Genomic DNA, 18465 nt, shown 5'->3' with positions numbered 1-18465 from the left:
CCGTACGGGTGCCTGGTCAGTCGGTGTACGTGAAGCCGATGGACGCGGTCAGGGAGCCGCCGCGGGCCGTGGCGAACTGGACGGCGCCCTTCTCCGGGTAGGCGGGCGCGGTGAAGGTGACCGTGGTGTCGTCGACGACGCGCACGTTCGTGGCCGCGACCCCGCGGAAGCCGCCCGCCGTCGGCGTGCCCGCGAGGACCTGGGTGGTGCCGGTGAGCCCGCCGCCGGTCAGGGCGACGGTGAAGCCGCCCTTGACGGAGCCCGTGGCGGGGCTGACGGCGGTGAGCGCGGCCGGGATCGGGCTGAGCGGGGCACCGCTCTTGACGAACTTCACGGTGACGTAGTGGTCGCTGTCCATCGTGACGCTCAGGGATGCCGCCCGGGTGGGCTGGACCTTCCCGTCGACGGTCCAGCGGTCGATCTTGTACCCGGTCTCCGGGGCGGCGGTGACCGTGATCTGGTCACCGGTGGCGAACAGGCCGGTGGAGGGGGTGCTGACGGTGCCGCCCGTGCCGTCCTGGGGCACCGCGGTCAGGGCGTGGCGCTTGGGGTCCGTACTGTCGGCGGGCGTGCGGTAGTTGGCGAGCACCGGGCCCGTGAGGTTCATGACGCGGGTGCTGTCGGCCGGTTCCTTCGCCCCGAGGGCCACGCCGCGCGGCGCGCCGTCGAACTCCTGACGGGGGTTGGAGAACCACATCTTGTTCTCGCACTTGTCCTCGTCGGCGCAGCTCATGTTGTAGCCCATGATGTCGACCCAGGTGCGGTCCTTGGGCAGGAAGCCGTGGTTGTCGGGGTAGTACGGGTTGTAGTTGCCCGCCCGGTAGTTGTCCTCGTCCGGGTCGATCGGGTCGGTGAGGTAGTCGTGGTTGAGGCCGAAGTTGTGGCCGATCTCGTGGGCGAGGTGGTGGGTGCCGAAGGTGTCGGCCTGCTGCGCGCCGAACCCGGTGTCGTCGGTGCTGTACTGGGCGTTGGCGCCGGGGATGAGGCGGGGCAGGGAGGGCGTCATGCCGGTCCCGGCCGTGTACTCGCCCTCGGGAGGGGTGAACTTCGACAGGACGTGGACGAGGTCGGCGCCCTTGGCGTCCCGGGTGGCGCGGACGCCGGTGGCCCAGTCGTCGGCGTAGCGCGGGTCCTCCGGATTGGCGAGGGCGTTCGTCATGCCGTCCATGTCGCTGGCCTCGCCGCTCCAGCTCGGCGTCTCGAAGGTCCCGAGCAGGGTGAGGCGGGCCTTCACCTCACTGTCGGCGTACGCCTTGTTGGTGCCCTCGACGGCGGCCTTGGCCTGGAGTTCGATGGCCTCCACGCCGCCTTCGGTGTCCGCGGCGGTCTCCGGGGTGTAGCCGATCAGGACGTCGATGACCGGGTCCTTGGGCTCGGCGCGTCTGCTGGGTGGCGCCGCAGGGCGTGCGGGTCTGGCCAGGCGCAGCGCGTCGCGGACGAGCGGCGTCTGGCGCACGGTGTCGAACGACCGGACGCGCGAGGCGCCGGGCCGCACGGCGTCCAGGGCGTGGCGCACCCGGCCCTCGTGGATCTCCCCGGCGACCCGGGGCCCGCCCTTGCCGCACGCGCCGTCGACCGCGAGGGTCACGGGCCGGTCGGGGCGCCCGGCGAGGTGCCCGCTCCACAGCAGGGTGCCCTCGCGGTCGCGGGAGACCTTCGTGGCCTGGGCGGTGACGGAGGTGCCGCCGGGGAGGCGCAGGACGCGCCGGTCGGGCGCCGCGACGGGCCCGCGGCGGCACAGGGCGCGGAAGGCGCCGTCGGGCCAGCCGACCTCGCCCGTGCGCAGCAGGCCGGGCAGGTCGGGGGCGGGCGGTGCGGCGGGGCTCGGGGCCGCGGGCAGGGCGGTGGCGAGCGCGGCGACGGCTCCGACGACGGCGAACCTGACGGGGGTCATGGGGCTCCTTCGTGCACGTGCCCGAACGGTTCGGACACGAGCACGATCACTCGGCGCGGCGGCGGGCGCGGCGGGAGCGGGGCCGAATGGCCGTCCGAGGGGGTGACCGCCGCGCGCGGAAGGCCCGGGGTCGCGATGCCGACCGCCCCTGACGCGACCCCGGCTGCTCGCTCCCGGCGCCCGCGCCGCCTCTGTGAGAAGTCCGGCGGCGACGTACGGCCAGGTCAGAGGCTATGTGATGCAGCCCGGGACGCGGTGGTGGCGGCACCCCATGGAGGGTCGAACAGGCGTGGGGTTAGCATATGAGCGCCGCCTAGCTCGAAAGATACGCCTGTGACTGTCAATGACGACTCGTTCACCAACTGGAAGCACCGCGAGGAAACCGCGGAGTCGATGATCCCGCTCATCGGGAAGCTGCACCGCGAGCGGGACGTCACGGTCCTGCTGCACAGCCGCTCCCTGGTGAACAAGTCGGTGGTCAGCATCCTCAAGACCCACCGATTCGCCCGCCAGATAGCCGGTGAGGAGCTCTCGGTCACCGAGACGCTGCCGTTCCTGCGCGCCCTCACCACGCTCGACCTCGGCCCCTCGCAGATCGACATCGGCATGCTCGCCGCGACGCACAAGGCCGACGACCGCGGCCTCTCGGTGGCGGAGTTCACCGCCGAGGCCGTCGCCGGTGCCACGGGCGCCAACAAGATCGAGTGCCGCCAGGGGCGCGACGTCGTCCTGTACGGCTTCGGCCGCATCGGCCGCCTCGTGGCCCGCCTCCTGATCGAGAAGGCCGGCTCCGGCAACGGCCTCCGGCTGCGCGCCATCGTCGTGCGCAGGGGCGGCGAGCAGGACATCGTGAAGCGCGCCTCGCTGCTGCGGCGCGACTCCATCCACGGCCAGTTCCAGGGCACGATCACCGTCGACGAGGCGAACAGCACGATCATCGCCAACGGCAACGAGATCAAGGTGATCTACGCCGGTGACCCGTCGGAGGTCGACTACACGGCGTACGGCATCAAGGACGCCATCCTCATCGACAACACCGGCAAGTGGCGCGACCGCGAGGGCCTGTCGCAGCACCTGCGTCCGGGCATCGACAAGGTCGTCCTGACGGCGCCCGGCAAGGGCGACGTGCCGAACATCGTGCACGGCGTCAACCACGACACGATCAAGCCGGACGAGCAGATCCTGTCCTGCGCCTCCTGCACCACCAACGCGATCGTGCCGCCGCTGAAGGCGATGGCCGACGAGTACGGCGTGCTGCGCGGCCACGTGGAGACCGTCCACTCGTTCACCAACGACCAGAACCTCCTGGACAACTACCACAAGGCCGACCGCCGCGGCCGCTCCGCGCCGCTCAACATGGTGATCACCGAGACCGGTGCCGCGTCGGCCGTCGCCAAGGCGCTGCCCGACCTCAAGGCGCCCATCACCGGCAGCTCGATCCGCGTCCCGGTGCCGGACGTCTCGATCGCGATCCTCAGTCTGCGGCTCGGCCGCGAGACCACCCGCGAGGAGGTGCTCGACCACCTCCGCGAGGTGTCGCTGACCTCGCCGCTGCGCCGCCAGATCGACTTCACCAGCGCCCCCGACGCGGTCTCCAACGACTTCATCGGCTCGCGGCACGCCTCGATCGTCGACGCCGGCGCCACCAAGGTCGACGGCGACAACGCGATCCTCTACCTCTGGTACGACAACGAGTTCGGCTACTCCTGCCAGGTCATCCGCGTCGTCCAGCACGTCTCCGGGGTGGAGTACCCGACCTACCCGGCCCCGGCGGTCTGACCGGCGGACGCGAGCGGTAGCCGAGGCAGTCAGGGCGTCCCCGCGGTGCGGGGACGCCCTGAGCCGTGTCCGGACACGGGAAAGCCCCGCCGCGACGGGGGAGCGCGGCGGGGCTCATGAATCTGGTACCCGGTGGCGTCGAGGCCATGCGGAGGGATTCCGCTCTCCTTGTAACAGGTTCCACTCCTCCTTATACGGAGTAGCCTGATCCGTTCGTCGGGGCGGGGATCCCGGCCGTCCCGGGGCGGCCCGGGCGCGGCGCGACGGCGTTCCGGTGCACCGGTGGCAGGCCGGGCAGCAAGCCCGGCCACACCGTGTCCAGGACGTGTGCGCTCGGGGTGAACAGGGCCGCGCCGAGCCGCGGCAGCGCGGCCGCCTCGTGCCACTCCCAGCGGTGCATGAGCTCCGGCTCGGTCACGGTGGGCGCGCCCGTGGCGCGGGTGACGTGGACGGCGGCCGTCAGGCGCGGCATGCCGTGGACGGCGTCCATGAGGACCGCGAGCACATGGGCGTCGGCGGGTGCGGCCGTCAGGCCCGTCTCCTCCCGGAGTTCACGGACGGCGGCCTGCTCGAACGACTCGCCCGGGTCGGGCTTGCCGCCGGGCAGCTCCCAGGCGCCCCGGCGCGAGAGGCCGAGCAGCACCCGGCCCCGCCCGTCGGTGACGACGACGCCCGCGCCGACGAGGGCGTGCGGAGCGGGGCGGCGGTTGTCGGCGAAGGTGAGCGGCGGGTGCCCGGGGGCCTGGTCGCCGTCCGGCGCGTGCCGCTGTGTGTGTCCCACCGTGTTCCTCTCGGTCTTCTTGCTGCCGGGTCGATCATCCCGGCCGGGGCCGCCGTGACCAAGGGGCCGTGGATGTCCGGTTATGGCTCTTGGAGAAGCTGTGAAGGAAGTGAAGAATCCCTGATCGACCGGCACCTCAAGGGTCTTGTTCCGCATCAGCCATGATCCGCATCAGCCATGAGGAGAAGCCTTGCGTTCGATCAAGATGTCCGTGCGCTCCGTCTGCCTCGCCGCGGCCGCCCTCGCGGTCGCGGCGGGCACCGTGACCCCGGCGGCCGCGGCCCCGTCCGACACCCGGAACACCAAGGCCATGACGTGGACCTTCCTCGGCGACGGGCCCGACGGCACCGTGCGCGTGGGCGGCGGCCCGCTGAGCAACCCGTACCAGGGCGACACCGCCACCGGCACGGCGCTGCCCGTGCTCTGTCTGAAGGTCGACGGCAGTCCCGCGCCCGCGGGCATCACCCCCGACTTCTACGCGGGCTGGGCCAAGGGCACCGTCGCCGCCACCAACCCCATCCGCGGCACCCGGCTGACCAGCCTCGCGGCCGCCGACGGACTGTGCGCGAACACCTTCGGCACGGGCTGGCGCATGGCCGAGTTCCACGACGGCAAGTACGGCCCGAACCTGTCGAGTTCGGGCGGCTGGAGCTTCTGGGCGTACGGGGACGTGCCCGTCGGGACCCGCTTCTGGACGTACATCAACGACCAGCCCGCCAACCCCTGGAGCTGAGCCGCGCCGCAACGCCGGAGCGGGCGGCCCCCCGAGGGGAGCCGCCCGCCCTGTCCGTCGCGCCGCGCCTAGCCGGCGTCGCGCACCCGGCCGGTGAACACCGGACCCCGGTGCTCGTTCCAGTTCTCGTCGTACGTGTACAGCCGCAGCCGCACCGACTCCTGGCCCTCGCGCACCCGGTCCTTCACGGTGGGCACGCTCAGCTCCACGCTGCGCTTGCCCGCCTTGACCACCACTCCGACGTAGGGGTAGGACGCCACCTTGGACAGCGGGCGGACCGGCGTCGGCTTGGCGCCGAACTGCCGCTTGAGCCAGGCCTTGTCGACGTCCTTGGTGGACAGTTCCTTGCCACCGCTGACGCGCTCGACGCGGAACGCGACGTACGTCTCGACGTCGGCGGCCTCGGACAGCGAGACGCGCCACTTGAGCGGCTTGCCCTCGGTGACCTTGGCCGCGACCGGCTTCACGCTGACCTTGGGCATCGGGTCGTCCTCACGGACGAAGACCCCGCCGTGGTGCGAGCCGACGACCGCGCCGCTGATGGTCTTGGCGAACACGGCCTGCGCGGTCGAACCGCCGTAGCGCTTGTTGCCCTTGACCTTGAACGGCACGCCGATGGACGTGTCGCCGGGGCGCACCGTGACCGTCTTGGCGACGAACTTGTCCGGGTTCGGGCCCGGCACGAAGAGCCGCACCTTGCCGTTGCCGTCACCGGTCACCCGCACCGGAGCGCGGTAGGTGCGGACTCCGGAGTCGCCCTCGTCGACCCGCAGTTGGCCGACGTCGACACGCGCCAGCCGCGACGGGCGCACCTCGGCCGTGCCAGGGCGCCAGCCCCAGGCGTCCATCAGCCACGCCTTGCCGGAACCGGTGCGCGAGGTCAGCTCCAGGGCCTTGAGCTGCTTCAGGTCGAGCCCGGCGCGCGCGGCGGCCTTGAGCGGGACGCGCAGCTCCTGGCCCCAGTACGACGCCGTGACCTCGGTGCCCGGCAGCCCGTCGGCGCGGACCTGGCCGAGCTTCGCCCGGTGGCCCGAGGCGTCGACGGCCGTCACGTCCAGCTTGGTGCCCTTGGTGTTGGGCGGCACGATCAGCCGCAGCGCGAGCGCGTCGGAGCCCTCGACGGAGACCGGGCGCGCGTTCTTGACGGACATCGTGGAGCCGGTCCGCGACCAGTTCATCGCGAGGGCGTACCGACCGGGGTCGGGGGACACCTCGAAGCCCGCGAAGTGCGGGGACTGGCCCTTGGCGCCACGCGTGAGGCAGCCCTTCGACCCGGAGGTCGTCTGGTCGCAGAGCGTGCCACCGGTCACGTCGAGCGAGCGGCCGGGGACGACGGCGGGCGTGCGCTGCCCGCCGACGGCATGAGTGAGCACCCGGGCCGGGTTCGCCGAGGGCGCGCCCTTGCCGGAGCCGTCGAGGAGCGGACGCACCTCGTCGTCGCCCTCGACGAAGAGCCGGGCGGCGGCCGCGATGTAGGTGGAGCCCGCCTTCTGCTGCTGCTTGGCCTTCAGGCGCGGGCCGTGGCCCGGCGAGCACACCGGGTCGGGCCGCGAGCCGGAGGAGAAGTCGTCGTCGGCGGGCGCCTGCGCCTGCCCCGGCGTCCACTCGGTGTTGAAGAAGTTGTGGTTGGCGCCGACCATGTACACCGAGCTGTGCAGCGCGGAGCCGTTGCCCACGCCCCGGGTGTTGTCCAGGTAGAGCTGGCCCTGGAGGTCGGAGACGTCGCCGTCGCAGCCCGGCAGGAGCGTCATCGACGGCACGTCCGGGTCCGGGTTCTGGCCGAAGATCGTGGGGCCGATGAGGACCGTGCCGCGGATCTGCCAGCGCGCCTTGTGCGGGTAGCCGTCCTCGTCGGCGGGCGGCTGGTAACGGCTGTCGAAGGCCGCGCGGTTGACGCCCTCGCCGCCGCGGGAGTGCCCCACGAGCATGACGCGGTCCAGGTCGACCGGCGCGGTCCCGCGGACGGCGCCGGGTGCCTTCGTCGGGTCGGCGGCCCAGTCGGCGAAGCGGCCGAGGTGCTGGCGCACGAGCGAGGAGCGGGCCTGCGCGCCGCCGTCGGGGGCGCTGTCGTCCTGGCCGTTGATGCCGTTGGCGGAGATCGACACCGTCACATAGCCCTGCGAGGCAAGGAGCTTCTGGTCGTGCAGATAGCCCTGGTAGCTCGGGATCGGCTTCCAGCCGGACTTGCAGGGCCAGCTGCCGCCCGTCTGATCGCCCTTGTAGCAGGTGCCGTGGCGGCCGTGCAGGAACAGGGCGAGCGGCCGCTTCCCGGGCGCGCCGACGGGGCCGACCACCGTGGCCCGCATCTCGACCTTCGCGGGGAAGCCGGGCAGCTTGACCGCCGGAAGGTCGTACTCGCCCTTGACGGTGCGGTACTCGCCCGGCTTGCCGGGGTCCACCTCGCCCGCGGGCAGCTGGGCGGGGGCGGGCGCCGTGGCGCGGGGCGGCGCGGCCGACTCGGGCTTGTCGAGGCGGCGGCCGCCCGCGAGCGCCTGGAGGTCGCCCAGGGCGTCCTTCGCGGCGACGCCGTTGTCGTCGAGCTTCAGCCGGAACGTCCGCTGGTCGTCGGTGGCCGTGGGCCGGCCGAGCAGCCGGTCGCCCGCGTAGAACTCGACGCGGGCGTCACCCATCGGCACCGGCTCCGGCGCGCGCCACACCAGGTGCTGGTCGGCGCCGTCGCCGGTGAGCTCCCAGCCGGGCGGCAGCTGGTCCCCGGATCTTCCGGCCTTGCCGGGCGCTATGAGGTCGTCGGAGCGCTGCGCGCGCGGCTGGTCCGGCGACGCGTGCGCGAGCTCCGGCAAGCCCACCGCAAGCGCGAGCGCCGTCACAGCGGCGGTCGCCAAGCGCGGGACACGGATCAAGACAGTCCTCCTCGTCACTACTCCCCCGAGAGCCCCTCACGTCACAGGGCTCCTCCGGACCTGGAGAGGGCGACGCGGCCCGCGGGGTTGCCTCGTGGGAGCGGTGATTCGTACAAGATGCGGCGGATTGTGGGCTGATATCGGTCAGAGATCGGGCAAATGCGATCAAGTCGTGGGCGTGGCTTGCTCGTCCACGGGCATCGGCCGGTCCACAGTCCGGGCCGCGCCCTCCTGGGGCACCGAGGCGTCGGCCGTCGCTTCCTGGGGGGCATCGGCGGCCCGCGCGGCGGGAGTCCAGTCGATCCGCAGCGCGCAACCGGACACGAGCAGGGCCGAGACCGCGACCGCCGCCATGCCCCAGACCAGGCTGCTGCCGCTGGCGATGAAGCCGATGACGGGAGGACCGGCGAGCAGCCCCGTCGTGCCCATCGCGGCGACCAGGGCGAGGGCCTGCGAGCCCTGCCGGGCGGCGGCCACGTACACGCACGGCGTGACGGCCGCGAGGCCGAGTCCCATGCAGGCGAAGCCGATCAGGGCCGGTACGACGCCCCCCAGGAGCAGGGCGAAGGCGAGCCCGGCGGCGGCCAGGACGCTGCCCGCGCGGACGACGAGGCCGTCGCCCCAGCGGGTGCGCCAGCCGTCGGCGAAGAGGCGCGCGAGCACCATCATCACGGACACCACGGCGATGCCGAGCGGGGCGACGCGGGACGAGGCGTCGGCGACGTCCTTCATGTACAGCGCCGACCAGTCGTTCATCGAGCCTTCCGCCACGGTGCCGAAGACCATGGCGAGGCCCATCCAGAGCGTGACGGCGGCGGGCAGGGCGAAGCCGCGGCGCTTCTTCTCCCGCACGGCGTCGCCTTGCTGATCCTCCGTCAGGAGCGCCGGGTGGGCGTACATCGCGAGCAGTACGACGAGGACCGCGGCCACGCCGAAGTGCGCGGCCACCGACGGCGTCAGCGCGCTCATGCCGGACGCGAGCAGGGCCGCGCCGAGGGAGCCGCCGCTGAACGTGGCGTGCAGCTTGGCCATGGCGGTGCGCCCGTAGCGGGATTCGAGCGCGGCGCCCTGCGCGTTCATGGCGACGTTGAGACAGCCGACGCCCACGCCGTCGGCGCACATGATGAGCAGGGCCACCGGATAGTTCGGCGCCGCGGCGAGGGCGAGCAGGAGCAGGCCGAGGAAGACGGCGGAGACGAACGCCAGGCGCCGCGACCCCCACCGCCGGGTGAGCACGGCGACCAGCGGGAAGGACACCGCGGCGCCGACCCCGCAGGCCATGAGGAGCAGACCGAGCTCGGCCTCGCTCAGGTCGAGCCGGGACTTGAGCGCGGGCAGCCGCGCGGCCCACGTGGCGTACTGGAAGCCGAGGGCGCAGAACAGCGCCGCGATGGCTATCTGTGTCCGGCGGAAGTCCTCGCGAACACGCAACATGTGCATCAGCCTCTTTGTCTTTCCTGTTGAGCCTGTTGAGCTGGTGGGGCGGTGGCCGGCAGCGCCTTCGACATGTAGAGCGCGTCCGCGCCGTAGCTGTCCGGGAGCGGCACGTCCGGGTGGGCGGCGAAGCCGTGCGCCGACCAGAAGGTGCCGCTGCCGCCGACGGCGACCAGGGAGATCCGCTCGTACGTCAGGGAGCGCGCGGTCGCCGAGAGGTGGCGCAGCAGGCGCCGGGCGAGCCCGCCGCCGCGCAGGTGCTCGGCGATGACCAGGTCGTGCAGGTGCAGATTGCGGGAGGGGAAGGCGGACGCCTCACCCAGGCTCAGGTCGGGGCACTGGAAGAGGGGGTAGGGCAGCGCGAGCACATAGCCCGCGGCGCCCCGGCCGCCGTCCAGGACGAAGCACGTACCGGGTGAGGACGCGGCCCGGGACTGGAGGGCGGCCCGCCCCTCGGAGAGGCCGAGGGGCGTGTACACCGCGGCCTCCAGGGCGGCGATGCCGTCCCAGTCGGCGTCGGCGATGGTGCGTATCCGCAGGCCCGTGCTCATGTGTCGCCCCTGCCCGCGCCCGATCCCGCGAGGGCCTCGCGGCCGCCGCGGATCCAGGTGTGCGGCAGCGGACGGAAGCCGTTGAAGCCCTGCGTCGTGTAACTCGTGGCGTACGCGCCGGTGGAGAGCACCCAGACGGGGTCGCCGGACGCGGCCTGCCGCGGCACCTGGATCAGGCTGCCCTCGTGGCCGTACGCGTCGTCGCTGTCGCAGGTGGGTCCCGCGATCACGGCGGGGACGCGGTCCGCGCCGCGGTGGGTGGGGAAGACGAGGGCGTACTGGAGCGCGTCCATCTCGTAGAGGCCGTTGAACTTGCCGCAGCTGAGGTACAGCCAGTGCGCTCGTTCCCCCGTGGCCCGCTGCCGGGTGGAGAGCCGGGACACGTGGGCCCGCAGCGCGCCGTGGTCGGCGACCAGGTGGCGGCCCGGCTCGATGACGAAGTCCAGGGGTGTCGGGGAGACGGTCCTGAGCCGCCGCATGCCGTCCCGGATCACGGCGAAGATCTTGTCGAGGGGCGGTTCGAGGGGACGGCCGTGCCGGTCGCGGTAGCCGAGGGCGGGCAGTCCGCCGCCCAGGTTCACGTGGTCCAGGTGGATGCCCCGCGGCCGCAGGGCCGCGATCACGTCGGCCATGCGCTCCAGGGCGCCGTGCCAGGCCTCGGCCGTCATCTGCTGGGAGCCGACGTGCACGGACAGGCCCGCCGGGGTCAGGCCCGCGTCCCGCGCCGTCTGAAGGACGCGCACCGCGTCGGCGGGGGAGCAGCCGAACTTGTGACTCAGGCCCCACAGCGCGCCGCCGCCGTCGGTGGCGAGACGGCAGAAGACGCGGGCGCCGGGGGCGAACGCCGCGACCGCCAGGACGTCCTCCACGCTGTCCGTGGCGAAGTCCCTGATGCCCAGGCGGTGGGCCTCGGCGATGTTCCGGTCGGACTTGATGGTGTTGCCGTAGTGGACCCGGTCGGCCGGTACGCCGGTCGCGAGGGCCTGGGCGATCTCGTGCGGGCTCGCCGCGTCGAATCCCGCGCCCCGCCGGGCCAGACAGGTGAGGACCTCGTCCAGCGGGCAGGCCTTCATCGCGAACCGGACCGCGACGCCGGGAAGTTCGCGGCGCAGCGCCTCGTACCGCTCCTCGATGCCCGGCAGGTCGAAGACGAGCCGGTCGTCGGTCGCGGCCTCCAGGGCGGCGCGCAGCTGTGGGGTGACGTACGTGGTGTTCATGTGGATGCTCTGTCCCTCGCTAGTGGTCCAGCTCGGGGGCGTGCCCGTCGACGCGGGGGACGCTGGTGGCCGCGCTCGCCCGCACCAGCGCCGCCCACGACTCGATGAGCAGCGCGAAGTCCTCCATGTCCTGGCGCGCCTCGTCGATCAGACGGGCACGGCGCGCGGGCAGCGTGGCGGCGAACTCGGCGTACCGGCCCCCGAGCCCGCGGTACGAGCGCTCGATGACGTCGAGGCGGGCCTCGTTCTCGGCCGTGTCGAGGCGCGTGCTGGACCGCACGAGCTCGGCGACGCGGGCGGCCCGCACCCCGTTGCGGGCGTCGAGGAGCCCCGCTCCTTCCCGCGCCAGTTCCGCGTAGACGTGGTTGAGGTAGAGCATCGAAAGGAAGAACTTCGTGAACCGCGTCTGGTACGCGAGGAAGCCGGGGTCGGTGCGCCGCTCGCCGGTGTAGAAGTTCACGATGTTGCGGTTGTGCAGGACGCCCGGCAGCGTGCCGTTGTACACGACGTGCAGGAGGAAGTAGTCGCTGCCGATGGTGTCGGTGGCCGGGGGCAGCGGGACGCGCTCGTGCACCTGGTGGAAGCTGATGTTGCACATGTCGACCCGCATGGGGTCGACGAGGGTCAGGACCGCGTGGTCCTCGGTGAACGGCTCGGTGCCCGCGCCCTTGAAGGACTCCTCCACGAGCGCGCGCTTGTCGTCCTGGGACCGGTCGGCGGGGGCCCAGAGACTGACGACGTCGTGGTAGACGCCGGGGTCGAGGTCGTGGATCTCGCTGATGTCGACGGACAGTTCACCGATGAAGGAGCTGCCCACGAGGACCACCGGCTTGTCCGCGTGCGCCGGGTCGAGCGCGGTCTCGGTGACGCCGGACCCGGCGTCGCCCGCGCGTTTGCCGAGCGAGGTCAGCTCGTGGTGGATGGGGAACACGGTGGTGTCGCCGACGACTTGGTAGCCGCTGTCGGAGTCCCTGCGGTGCACGGAGACGCAGCCGAGGGCGCTCGCGATCAGGAAGGCCCGGTTGGTGCAGGCGCCGTAGGACGGCGCGGCGGGCAGCATCAGATCGAGCAGCAGCTCGGGCTTCGGCAGGCGTGAGCGCTGGATCACCTGCCGCAGGAACACGCGCTGCGCGGCCTCGCCGAGGTGGTGGACGACGACGTTCGGCGTGCCGACGGCGGTGCGCGCGGCGCGGGCGTGCTCGGCGAAGGCGGCGGGCTCCGCGGAGTCGAGGATCAGCAGGTGCACCTCGACGTCGAAGTGAGCGGCGGCGTGGGCGGCTTCCCGGCCCAGGTCCGCGATCACGGGGGCGCAGGCCCGGTTGGTGGGCAGGGTGAGGCAGATCTTGCGCATGTCGGCTCCCCGTCTCACCGGTGGGCGTCGGCGGAGTGCCAGGGCGTGAGCCCCAGGAGCTTCTCGCCGAGGCTGTTGAGGGTGGCCGTGCCGTAGCGCTCGGACTCGTGCCGGCGGGCGTCGCCGAGCAGCGTCGCGTTCCAGTCCGGGGTGCTCAGGTGGCGCCAGGACTCGACCCGGGACTTCCGCAGCGCGTGGTGCTCCTCCAGGGCGGGCATCATCGACAGGTACTGCACCGCCCGGACGCCGTCGGCCGAGGTGTTGGGCGCCACGCCGTGGGCCAGCATGCCGTTCCAGATCAGCAGGTCGCCCGCCTTCAGCTCGGGCCGGACCACGGGGAACTCCGCGCGGTCGGTGTTCGGGCGCACCGGGTCCCGGTCGGCGGGCTGGTCGAGCTTCCAGCGGTCGAAGCGGCGGAACAGCTCGGGCGAGCACTGGAAGCCGCCGAGTTCGCTCGCGGTGTCGTGCAGCGCGATGATTCCCTGGACGCGCTGCGGCAGCACGCCGAGCGTGGAGTCGACGTCCCAGTGCAGCTCGATGTCGAAGCCCGTGTCCGTGGGCGCGATCAGCGAGCGGGAGCGGTTCCTGACGTTCGGCGGGTTGAGGTTCAGCCGGTCGAGGGTCACCCAGAGCTCCTCGCAGTCCCACACGTCGACGAACGCGTCGTAGACGCGCTGGGTCTGGCGGCTGTCCCAGATCAGCTGGTGGTGGTAGGCCTCGACGAAGCCGTAGACGTACAGGTCCCGGTCGAGGTCCGTGCGGAACTCCCGCTCCTCGTACCAGGTCTCGGGCCGGTCCCGGTCCAGGCCCTGGAACTCCCAGGTGAAGTCGAGGAGCCGGCGCGCCGCCGCGGCGGGTATCGCCTCCTCGACGACGACGTAGCCGTACGTCTGCCAGAAGGTGTGCTGCTCCTCGGTGAGGACGCGCAGCGGGCGGGACTTGCGGATGTCCTTGAGGGGCGTCTGCGCGAGGTACGTCTCGCCGTCGGCGCTGAAGTACGGGGTAGGGGAGGCGGCGCGGTGCAGGTGGGCGGCGGGTGCGGACATGCACGTACTCCTGGCGTGGTGAGTGGTGGCAGACGGGCAGGAGCGACCGCGGCTTCGTGGTTCCGGGCGTGGGGGAGCCTCGGGCGGAGGCGGGTCGGAAACGGTGGAAGCGCTGTCGCCGACGCGGCCGGGGAACAGCGATGTTCCCCTGGCCGGTGAGTGAAGGGGCCGGGCGCGGCGCGCCCCGGCGGGTCGGTTCGAGCGACGGTGGTGGCGTGGGTGGGACGGCGGCCCGACCGGGGCCGCAAAGGACTAGACCAGCTGTGGGTGCTCCAAAGATGGACTAGGCCTTCGATGGAGTCAAGCCCTGTCCAGAGGGGCTGTGTTGGTGTGTCCCGGTGCGCACCCGACGCCCGCAATGGCGGCGTCTGTACTGGTCAGCGGCGTGCGGGGGATTTTCCCGCACGCCGCTGACGCGTCTGCCCGGCGTCGCGGTGCGGACGCCGTTGAGTGCTTCGTATCGGCAGGGGTGAGTACGCCGGAAGGGCGGCGGAACTACGCTCACGCGGCCCCGGCGAGCACCTCCGCCACGGCGATCCCGGACACGCGGGTGGCGCCGTAGGTGGTCAGGTGGACGGCGCCGACCCGGTCGCCCGCGGGCACGCCCATCTCGACGACGACGGCGTCGGGGCGGCTGTTCAGGAGGTCCGTGAGAGCCTTCGACATCCAGGGGTGCCGGGCCGCGTCCCGGACCACCACGACCAGTTCGCGGCCGCTCGCGGGGGCGAGGGCGACACGGTCCAACAGATCGGCTTCACGGGTCAGTTCGGGCTCGCCGACGCGCACGGACGTGGTGCCGGGGCGCAGCGCCCGCAGCGGCTCGGCCACGCCCCAGGGGGTCGCGCCGTCGACGGCGAGGCTCATCGTCGGGGACAGCTCGACCACGTGCGGATCGGCGGTGAGGGGGAGGCTCGCGCCGGACCCGCCGTGCACGCGGACCGCGCGCCGCGCGGCGACCAGGCCGATGTCGGAGGCGTCCGTCGCCGGGGCGGCGTCCCGGGCGAGACCGGCCGACCACGCGGCGAACTCGCCGACCCGGGCGGCGGCTTCGGTCAGGCGCTCCTCGGGCAGCGTGCCGTCGAGCACGGCCCGCACCAGGGCGTCGCGCAGGTCGTCCGCCGTGGACTGTGCGGCGCTCTCGCCGCCGACGCACACCGCGTCCACGCCCGCGGTGACCGCGCGGACGGTGGCGCCCGCGATGCCGTAGGGCCCGGACACGGCGCTCATCTCGATGCCGTCGGTGACGACCAGACCGGTGAAGCCGAGCCGGCCGCGGAGCACGTCGCCGAGGATGGTGGGGCTGAGCGTCGCGGGCAGCTCGCTGTCGTACGCGGGCACGAGCATGTGCGCGGTCATGACGGCGCGCACGCCCGACTCCATCGCGGCGGTGAACGGCGGCAGCGCGGTGCGCGCGATCTCCTCCGCGTCGGCGGTGAACCGCGGCAGGCCGTGGTGCGAGTCGACGGCGGTGTCGCCGTGGCCGGGGAAGTGCTTGGCGCAGGCGGCCACTCCCGCGGACTGGAGCCCCCGGATCCAGGCGGCGGTGTGCCGCGAGACGACGTCGGTGCGGGCGCCGAAGGAGCGCACGCCGATGACGGGGTTCATCGGATTGGAGTTGACGTCGGCGCTCGGCGCGAAGTCCAGGGACACGCCGATCTCGCGGAGCTGGCGGCCGATGTCGCGCGCGACGCGCTCGGTCAGATCGGGGTCGTCGATGGCGCCGAGGGCGAGGTTGCCGGGCCAGGAGGCGCCGGTGCGCGCGGCGATGCGGGTCACGTCGCCCGCCTCCTCGTCGATGGCCACGATCAGGTCGGGGTTCTCGGCGCGCAGCTCGGCGGTGAGCGCGGCGACCTGCTCCGGGCTCTCGATGTTGCGCCCGAACAGCACCACGGACGCGAGCCCGTCGGCGATCCTGCGCCGCACCCAGTCCGGCGCGGTCGTGCCCACGAACCCCGGCTGGAGGACGGAGTTGGCAAGGCGGGTGAGGTGCGGGTGGCTGGTGCTTGCCATGGGAGACCTCCACAGGGGCGCGCGGCGGGCAGTGCGGTCGGGATCGGTTGACCGCGGCGAAGCGGGCGACCGTGCCGGATGTTGGCCTATACCAATCCGGGGTGTCAAGGAGCCCCGTTGCGGCGGTATGGCCTTAAATGCCCTGGCTGGAGGGCGAGTTCATGCCACCTGGCAGGGCTCTTCCCGCCCGGCGGTGATTCGCAAAGGCGTACACAGGGAACAGGGCGACCGCCGACCGTGCCGCCGCGCGGGCCGCAGGCGCCCCCGCGGGCCGGGTCCTTCCTCACCCCCGGACGCGTCGCCACTTGCGCAGGCTCACCAGCTCGCGCGGCGGCGTGAGCTTGCTGCCGACCTCGACGTACGACACCTCCGCCGCGTACACGCTGCCCTCGGAGTCCACGGCCACGCTGTGCGGCCAGTTGAACTGGTCCGGGGCCTCCCCGGGCAGCTGAGCGCCGAACCTGGTGACGCGGCGGCCGTCCCGGTCGTAGACCTGCACCTTGTGGCCGAGCCCCGGCACGCCGTGCTGGACCGGCGGCGGCCCCTGCTCGGCGACGTACACATGGGTGTCCGCGCCTTTGCCCGCGCAGACGGCGACGGCCTTGTGGGCGTGCCACGAGGTGCGGAACTCGCCGTCGACGGAGAAGACCTGTACCCGGTGGTTCTCGCGATCGCACACGATCACCGCGTCGTCGCCGAACAGGGCGATGTTGTGCGGGAGGCTGAACTGTCCGTCGTCGGAGCCGGGCGCGCCCCAGGACAGCAGATGGCGGCCGCGCGCGTCGAAGCGGTGCACGCGGGAGTTGCCGTAGCCGTCGGTCACGAAGACGTCGCCCGTCAGCGGTGACACCGCCACGTCCGTGGGGCGGTTGAAGGGCTCGCCGCTCTGGAAGCCGCTGGGGCTTCCGGTGCCGAGGACCAGCAGCGTGGTGCCCTTGCGGTCCGTCTTGGTGATCTTGTTGCCGATGTCGTCGACGAGCCACAGGTGGTCCTCGTGGTCGACGGTGACGGCGTGCGGGTGCAGGAAGCGGCAGCCCTTCCAGCGCGGGGTCAGGGTGCCGTAGGGGTTCTCGATCAGCTCCGTGCCGGTGAAGGGCGTGTCGTTGCCCCACATGTCGACGACGTGGCCCTCCCGGTCGAAGACCAGGACCGGCATGTTGCCGCGGTTGAAGACGTAGACCCGGTCGGCCGAGTCGACGGCGACGGACGTGGCCTCCTGGAGCCAGATCCCGTGCGGGATCCTTGCCCAATAGGGCACCGGTTCGTAGACGGTCTCGCTGGTCGCGGGTCCGACAGCCAACAGTCCTCCCTGGACGCACCGGCCCGGAAGCATAGGGCCCCGGCCGCCCCGGCGACAGGGGGCGCGGCCCCCGTACGGTCCAGCAAGACGCGCCGCGGCGCTCCGCCGCCGGTGGAATGGACGGGTGACGCCCCCGGACGACTGCCTGGCCCGCAACGAGTGGATCTGCGGCGAGTATCTGAGCACCCGCCGCCGGATCCTCCTCGACGCGGTGCTCCAGCACCTGGAGCTGACCGCCGTCTCCGTCCTGATCGGGCTCGCGATCGCGCTGCCCCTGGCCGTGGCCGCCCGCCGCTGGGGCGTCGCGGCGGGACCCGTCCTCGCCGTGACCACCGTGCTGTACACGATCCCGTCGCTCGCGATGTTCTCGCTGCTGCTTCCCGTGTACGGCCTGTCCGCGACGCTCGTCGTGGCCGGGCTCGTCCTGTACTCCCTGACGCTGCTCGTCCGGAACATCCTCACCGGGCTGCGCGCCGTGCCCGACGAGACCCGGCAGGCCGCCCGCGGCATGGGCTACGGGCCGATCCGGCTGCTGCTCACCGTGGAGCTGCCGCTCGCGCTGCCCGCCGCCATGGCGGGCCTGCGCATCGCCACCGTCTCCGCCGTCTCGCTCGTCACCGTCGGCGCGATCGTCGGCTTCGGGGGCCTCGGCAACCTGATCTACGCGGGCATGAACACCTACTTCAAGGCCCAGGTCCTCACGGCCTCCGTCCTGTGCGTGGTCATCGCCGTCGCCGCCGACGTGCTGCTGCTCGGCGTCCAGCGCCTGCTCACCCCCTGGACGAGGGCGGGGCGCGCGTGAAGACCCTCGGCGACGCCTGGGACTGGCTCACCACCTCCGCGCACTGGGCGGGCGACGGCGGCATCTGGCACCGCCTCGCCCAGCACCTGGTCCTGACGGTGGTGTGCCTGCTGATCAGCTGTCTCGTCGCGCTGCCCGTCGCCCTGGTGCTCGGCCACCTGGGCAGGGGCGGGGCGCTCGCGGTGAACATCTCCAACGTCGGCAGGGCGGTGCCGACCTTCGCGGTCCTGGTCCTGCTCCTGCTCACCCCGATCGGCGACTGGGGCGAGGGGCCGACCGTCGTCGCCCTGGTCCTGTTCGCCGTGCCGCCGCTGCTCACCAACGCGTACGTCGGGATGCGCGAGGTCGACCGCGGCGTCGTCGGGGCCGCGCGCGGCATGGGCATGACGGGGTGGCAGATGCTGTGGCGGGTCGAGGCGCCGCTCGCCCTGCCGCTGATCATGAGCGGGGTGCGCATCGCCGCCGTGCAGCTCGTCGCCACCGCCACGATCGCGGCGCTCGCGGGCGGCGGCGGGCTCGGCCGGATCATCACCGCGGGCTTCAACCTCGCCAGCACCCCGCAGGTCGTGGCGGGCGCGGTCCTGGTGGCCGCCTTCGCCCTGGTCGTCGAGGCGTTCTTCGAGGCGGCGGAGCGGCTCGCGCCCGGGTGGGCGCGCACGGCGCGCGGAAGGAGAGCGGAATGACGTGGCGCACCCGGTCCGCCGGC

At 72.8% G+C, this 18465-nt stretch carries 14 protein-coding genes; 4 read left to right on the top strand and 10 right to left on the bottom strand.

Going from position 1 to position 18465, the window contains the following annotated elements:
- Positions 1 to 16 precede the first annotated feature (16 nt).
- A complete protein-coding gene (locus IG74_RS0114355; protein ID WP_030675530.1) occupies positions 17 to 1894 on the bottom strand; it encodes a reprolysin-like metallopeptidase in 1878 nt (625 codons plus the stop codon).
- Positions 1895 to 2227: 333 nt separating this feature from the next.
- Here IG74_RS0114355 and IG74_RS0114350 point away from each other — a divergent pair, with 333 nt between their 5' ends.
- Positions 2228 to 3673 carry a glyceraldehyde-3-phosphate dehydrogenase gene (locus IG74_RS0114350; protein WP_030675527.1) on the top strand — a complete coding sequence of 482 codons (1446 nt, stop codon included), beginning with the start codon at positions 2228 to 2230 and terminating at the stop codon, positions 3671 to 3673.
- A 190-nt stretch (positions 3674 to 3863) separates the two neighbouring features.
- On the opposite strand, the gene IG74_RS49360 is transcribed toward IG74_RS0114350, so the two are convergent.
- Entirely contained in the window at positions 3864 to 4454 is a 591-nt protein-coding gene (locus IG74_RS49360; protein WP_234334334.1) for a nucleotide triphosphate diphosphatase NUDT15, read from the bottom strand.
- 190 nt (positions 4455 to 4644) lie between these two features.
- On the opposite strand from IG74_RS49360, the gene IG74_RS0114340 reads away from it, so the two are divergent.
- Entirely contained in the window at positions 4645 to 5187 is a 543-nt protein-coding gene (locus tag IG74_RS0114340) for a hypothetical protein (protein WP_051854888.1), read from the top strand.
- Between the two features lie 68 nt (positions 5188 to 5255).
- On the opposite strand, the gene IG74_RS0114335 is transcribed toward IG74_RS0114340, so the two are convergent.
- From IG74_RS0114335 to IG74_RS0114300, 8 genes are all read right to left on the bottom strand, one after another.
- On the bottom strand, positions 5256 to 8048 hold the full coding sequence (locus IG74_RS0114335; RefSeq protein WP_030675518.1) for a hypothetical protein: 2793 nt from the start codon (positions 8046 to 8048) through the stop codon (positions 5256 to 5258).
- A gap of 165 nt (positions 8049 to 8213) precedes the next feature.
- Positions 8214 to 9482, bottom strand: a complete 1269-nt coding sequence (locus tag IG74_RS0114330) for an MFS transporter (RefSeq protein ID WP_078868782.1) — start codon at positions 9480 to 9482, stop codon at positions 8214 to 8216.
- Positions 9483 to 9487: 5 nt separating this feature from the next.
- Positions 9488 to 10033 (bottom strand): GNAT family N-acetyltransferase, encoded by a 546-nt coding sequence (locus IG74_RS0114325; protein WP_051854887.1) that lies wholly within the window; start codon positions 10031 to 10033, stop codon positions 9488 to 9490.
- On the bottom strand, positions 10030 to 11250 hold the full coding sequence (locus tag IG74_RS0114320) for a type III PLP-dependent enzyme (protein ID WP_037825333.1): 1221 nt from the start codon (positions 11248 to 11250) through the stop codon (positions 10030 to 10032). The genes IG74_RS0114325 and IG74_RS0114320 overlap by 4 nt, the downstream gene beginning before the upstream one ends.
- 19 nt (positions 11251 to 11269) lie before the next feature.
- Positions 11270 to 12601, bottom strand: a complete 1332-nt coding sequence (locus IG74_RS0114315) for a DUF6271 family protein (RefSeq protein WP_030675506.1) — start codon at positions 12599 to 12601, stop codon at positions 11270 to 11272.
- Positions 12602 to 12615: 14 nt separating this feature from the next.
- Positions 12616 to 13647 (bottom strand): phytanoyl-CoA dioxygenase family protein, encoded by a 1032-nt coding sequence (locus tag IG74_RS0114310; protein WP_030675501.1) that lies wholly within the window; start codon positions 13645 to 13647, stop codon positions 12616 to 12618.
- A 501-nt stretch (positions 13648 to 14148) separates the two neighbouring features.
- A complete protein-coding gene (locus tag IG74_RS0114305; RefSeq protein WP_030675499.1) occupies positions 14149 to 15657 on the bottom strand; it encodes a glycoside hydrolase family 3 protein in 1509 nt (502 codons plus the stop codon).
- A 283-nt stretch (positions 15658 to 15940) separates the two neighbouring features.
- Positions 15941 to 16957: a peptidyl-alpha-hydroxyglycine alpha-amidating lyase family protein gene (locus IG74_RS0114300; RefSeq protein ID WP_030675497.1), complete on the bottom strand. Its 1017-nt coding sequence runs from the start codon at positions 16955 to 16957 to the stop codon at positions 15941 to 15943.
- Positions 16958 to 17081: 124 nt separating this feature from the next.
- Between IG74_RS0114300 and IG74_RS0114295 the strand changes: the two genes are divergently transcribed.
- Together IG74_RS0114295 and IG74_RS0114290 are read left to right on the top strand one after the other, a co-directional pair.
- Positions 17082 to 17759 carry an ABC transporter permease gene (locus tag IG74_RS0114295; RefSeq protein WP_030675494.1) on the top strand — a complete coding sequence of 226 codons (678 nt, stop codon included), beginning with the start codon at positions 17082 to 17084 and terminating at the stop codon, positions 17757 to 17759.
- Positions 17756 to 18442, top strand: a complete 687-nt coding sequence (locus IG74_RS0114290) for an ABC transporter permease (protein ID WP_030675491.1) — start codon at positions 17756 to 17758, stop codon at positions 18440 to 18442. The genes IG74_RS0114295 and IG74_RS0114290 overlap by 4 nt, the downstream gene beginning before the upstream one ends.
- Positions 18443 to 18465: the final 23 nt, after the last annotated feature.

Origin of the sequence: Streptomyces sp. NRRL B-1347, assembly GCF_000720325.1 — a bacterium.
In the GTDB taxonomy this organism is placed as follows: Bacteria; Actinomycetota; Actinomycetes; order Streptomycetales; family Streptomycetaceae; genus Streptomyces.
This window is presented reverse-complemented; position numbering and strand designations above follow the sequence as displayed.

Excerpts from the sequence above, each read along its gene's own strand:
- IG74_RS0114330 (WP_078868782.1), bottom strand. The coding sequence starts at position 9,482 with ATGTTGCGTGTTCGCGAGGACTTCCGCCGGACACAGATAGCCATCGCG.
- IG74_RS0114305 (WP_030675499.1), bottom strand. The coding sequence starts at position 15,657 with ATGGCAAGCACCAGCCACCCGCACCTCACCCGCCTTGCCAACTCCGTC.
- IG74_RS0114315 (WP_030675506.1), bottom strand. The coding sequence starts at position 12,601 with ATGCGCAAGATCTGCCTCACCCTGCCCACCAACCGGGCCTGCGCCCCC.
- IG74_RS0114320 (WP_037825333.1), bottom strand. The coding sequence starts at position 11,250 with ATGAACACCACGTACGTCACCCCACAGCTGCGCGCCGCCCTGGAGGCC.
- IG74_RS0114325 (WP_051854887.1), bottom strand. The coding sequence starts at position 10,033 with ATGAGCACGGGCCTGCGGATACGCACCATCGCCGACGCCGACTGGGAC.
- IG74_RS0114310 (WP_030675501.1), bottom strand. The coding sequence starts at position 13,647 with ATGTCCGCACCCGCCGCCCACCTGCACCGCGCCGCCTCCCCTACCCCG.
- IG74_RS0114355 (WP_030675530.1), bottom strand. The coding sequence starts at position 1,894 with ATGACCCCCGTCAGGTTCGCCGTCGTCGGAGCCGTCGCCGCGCTCGCC.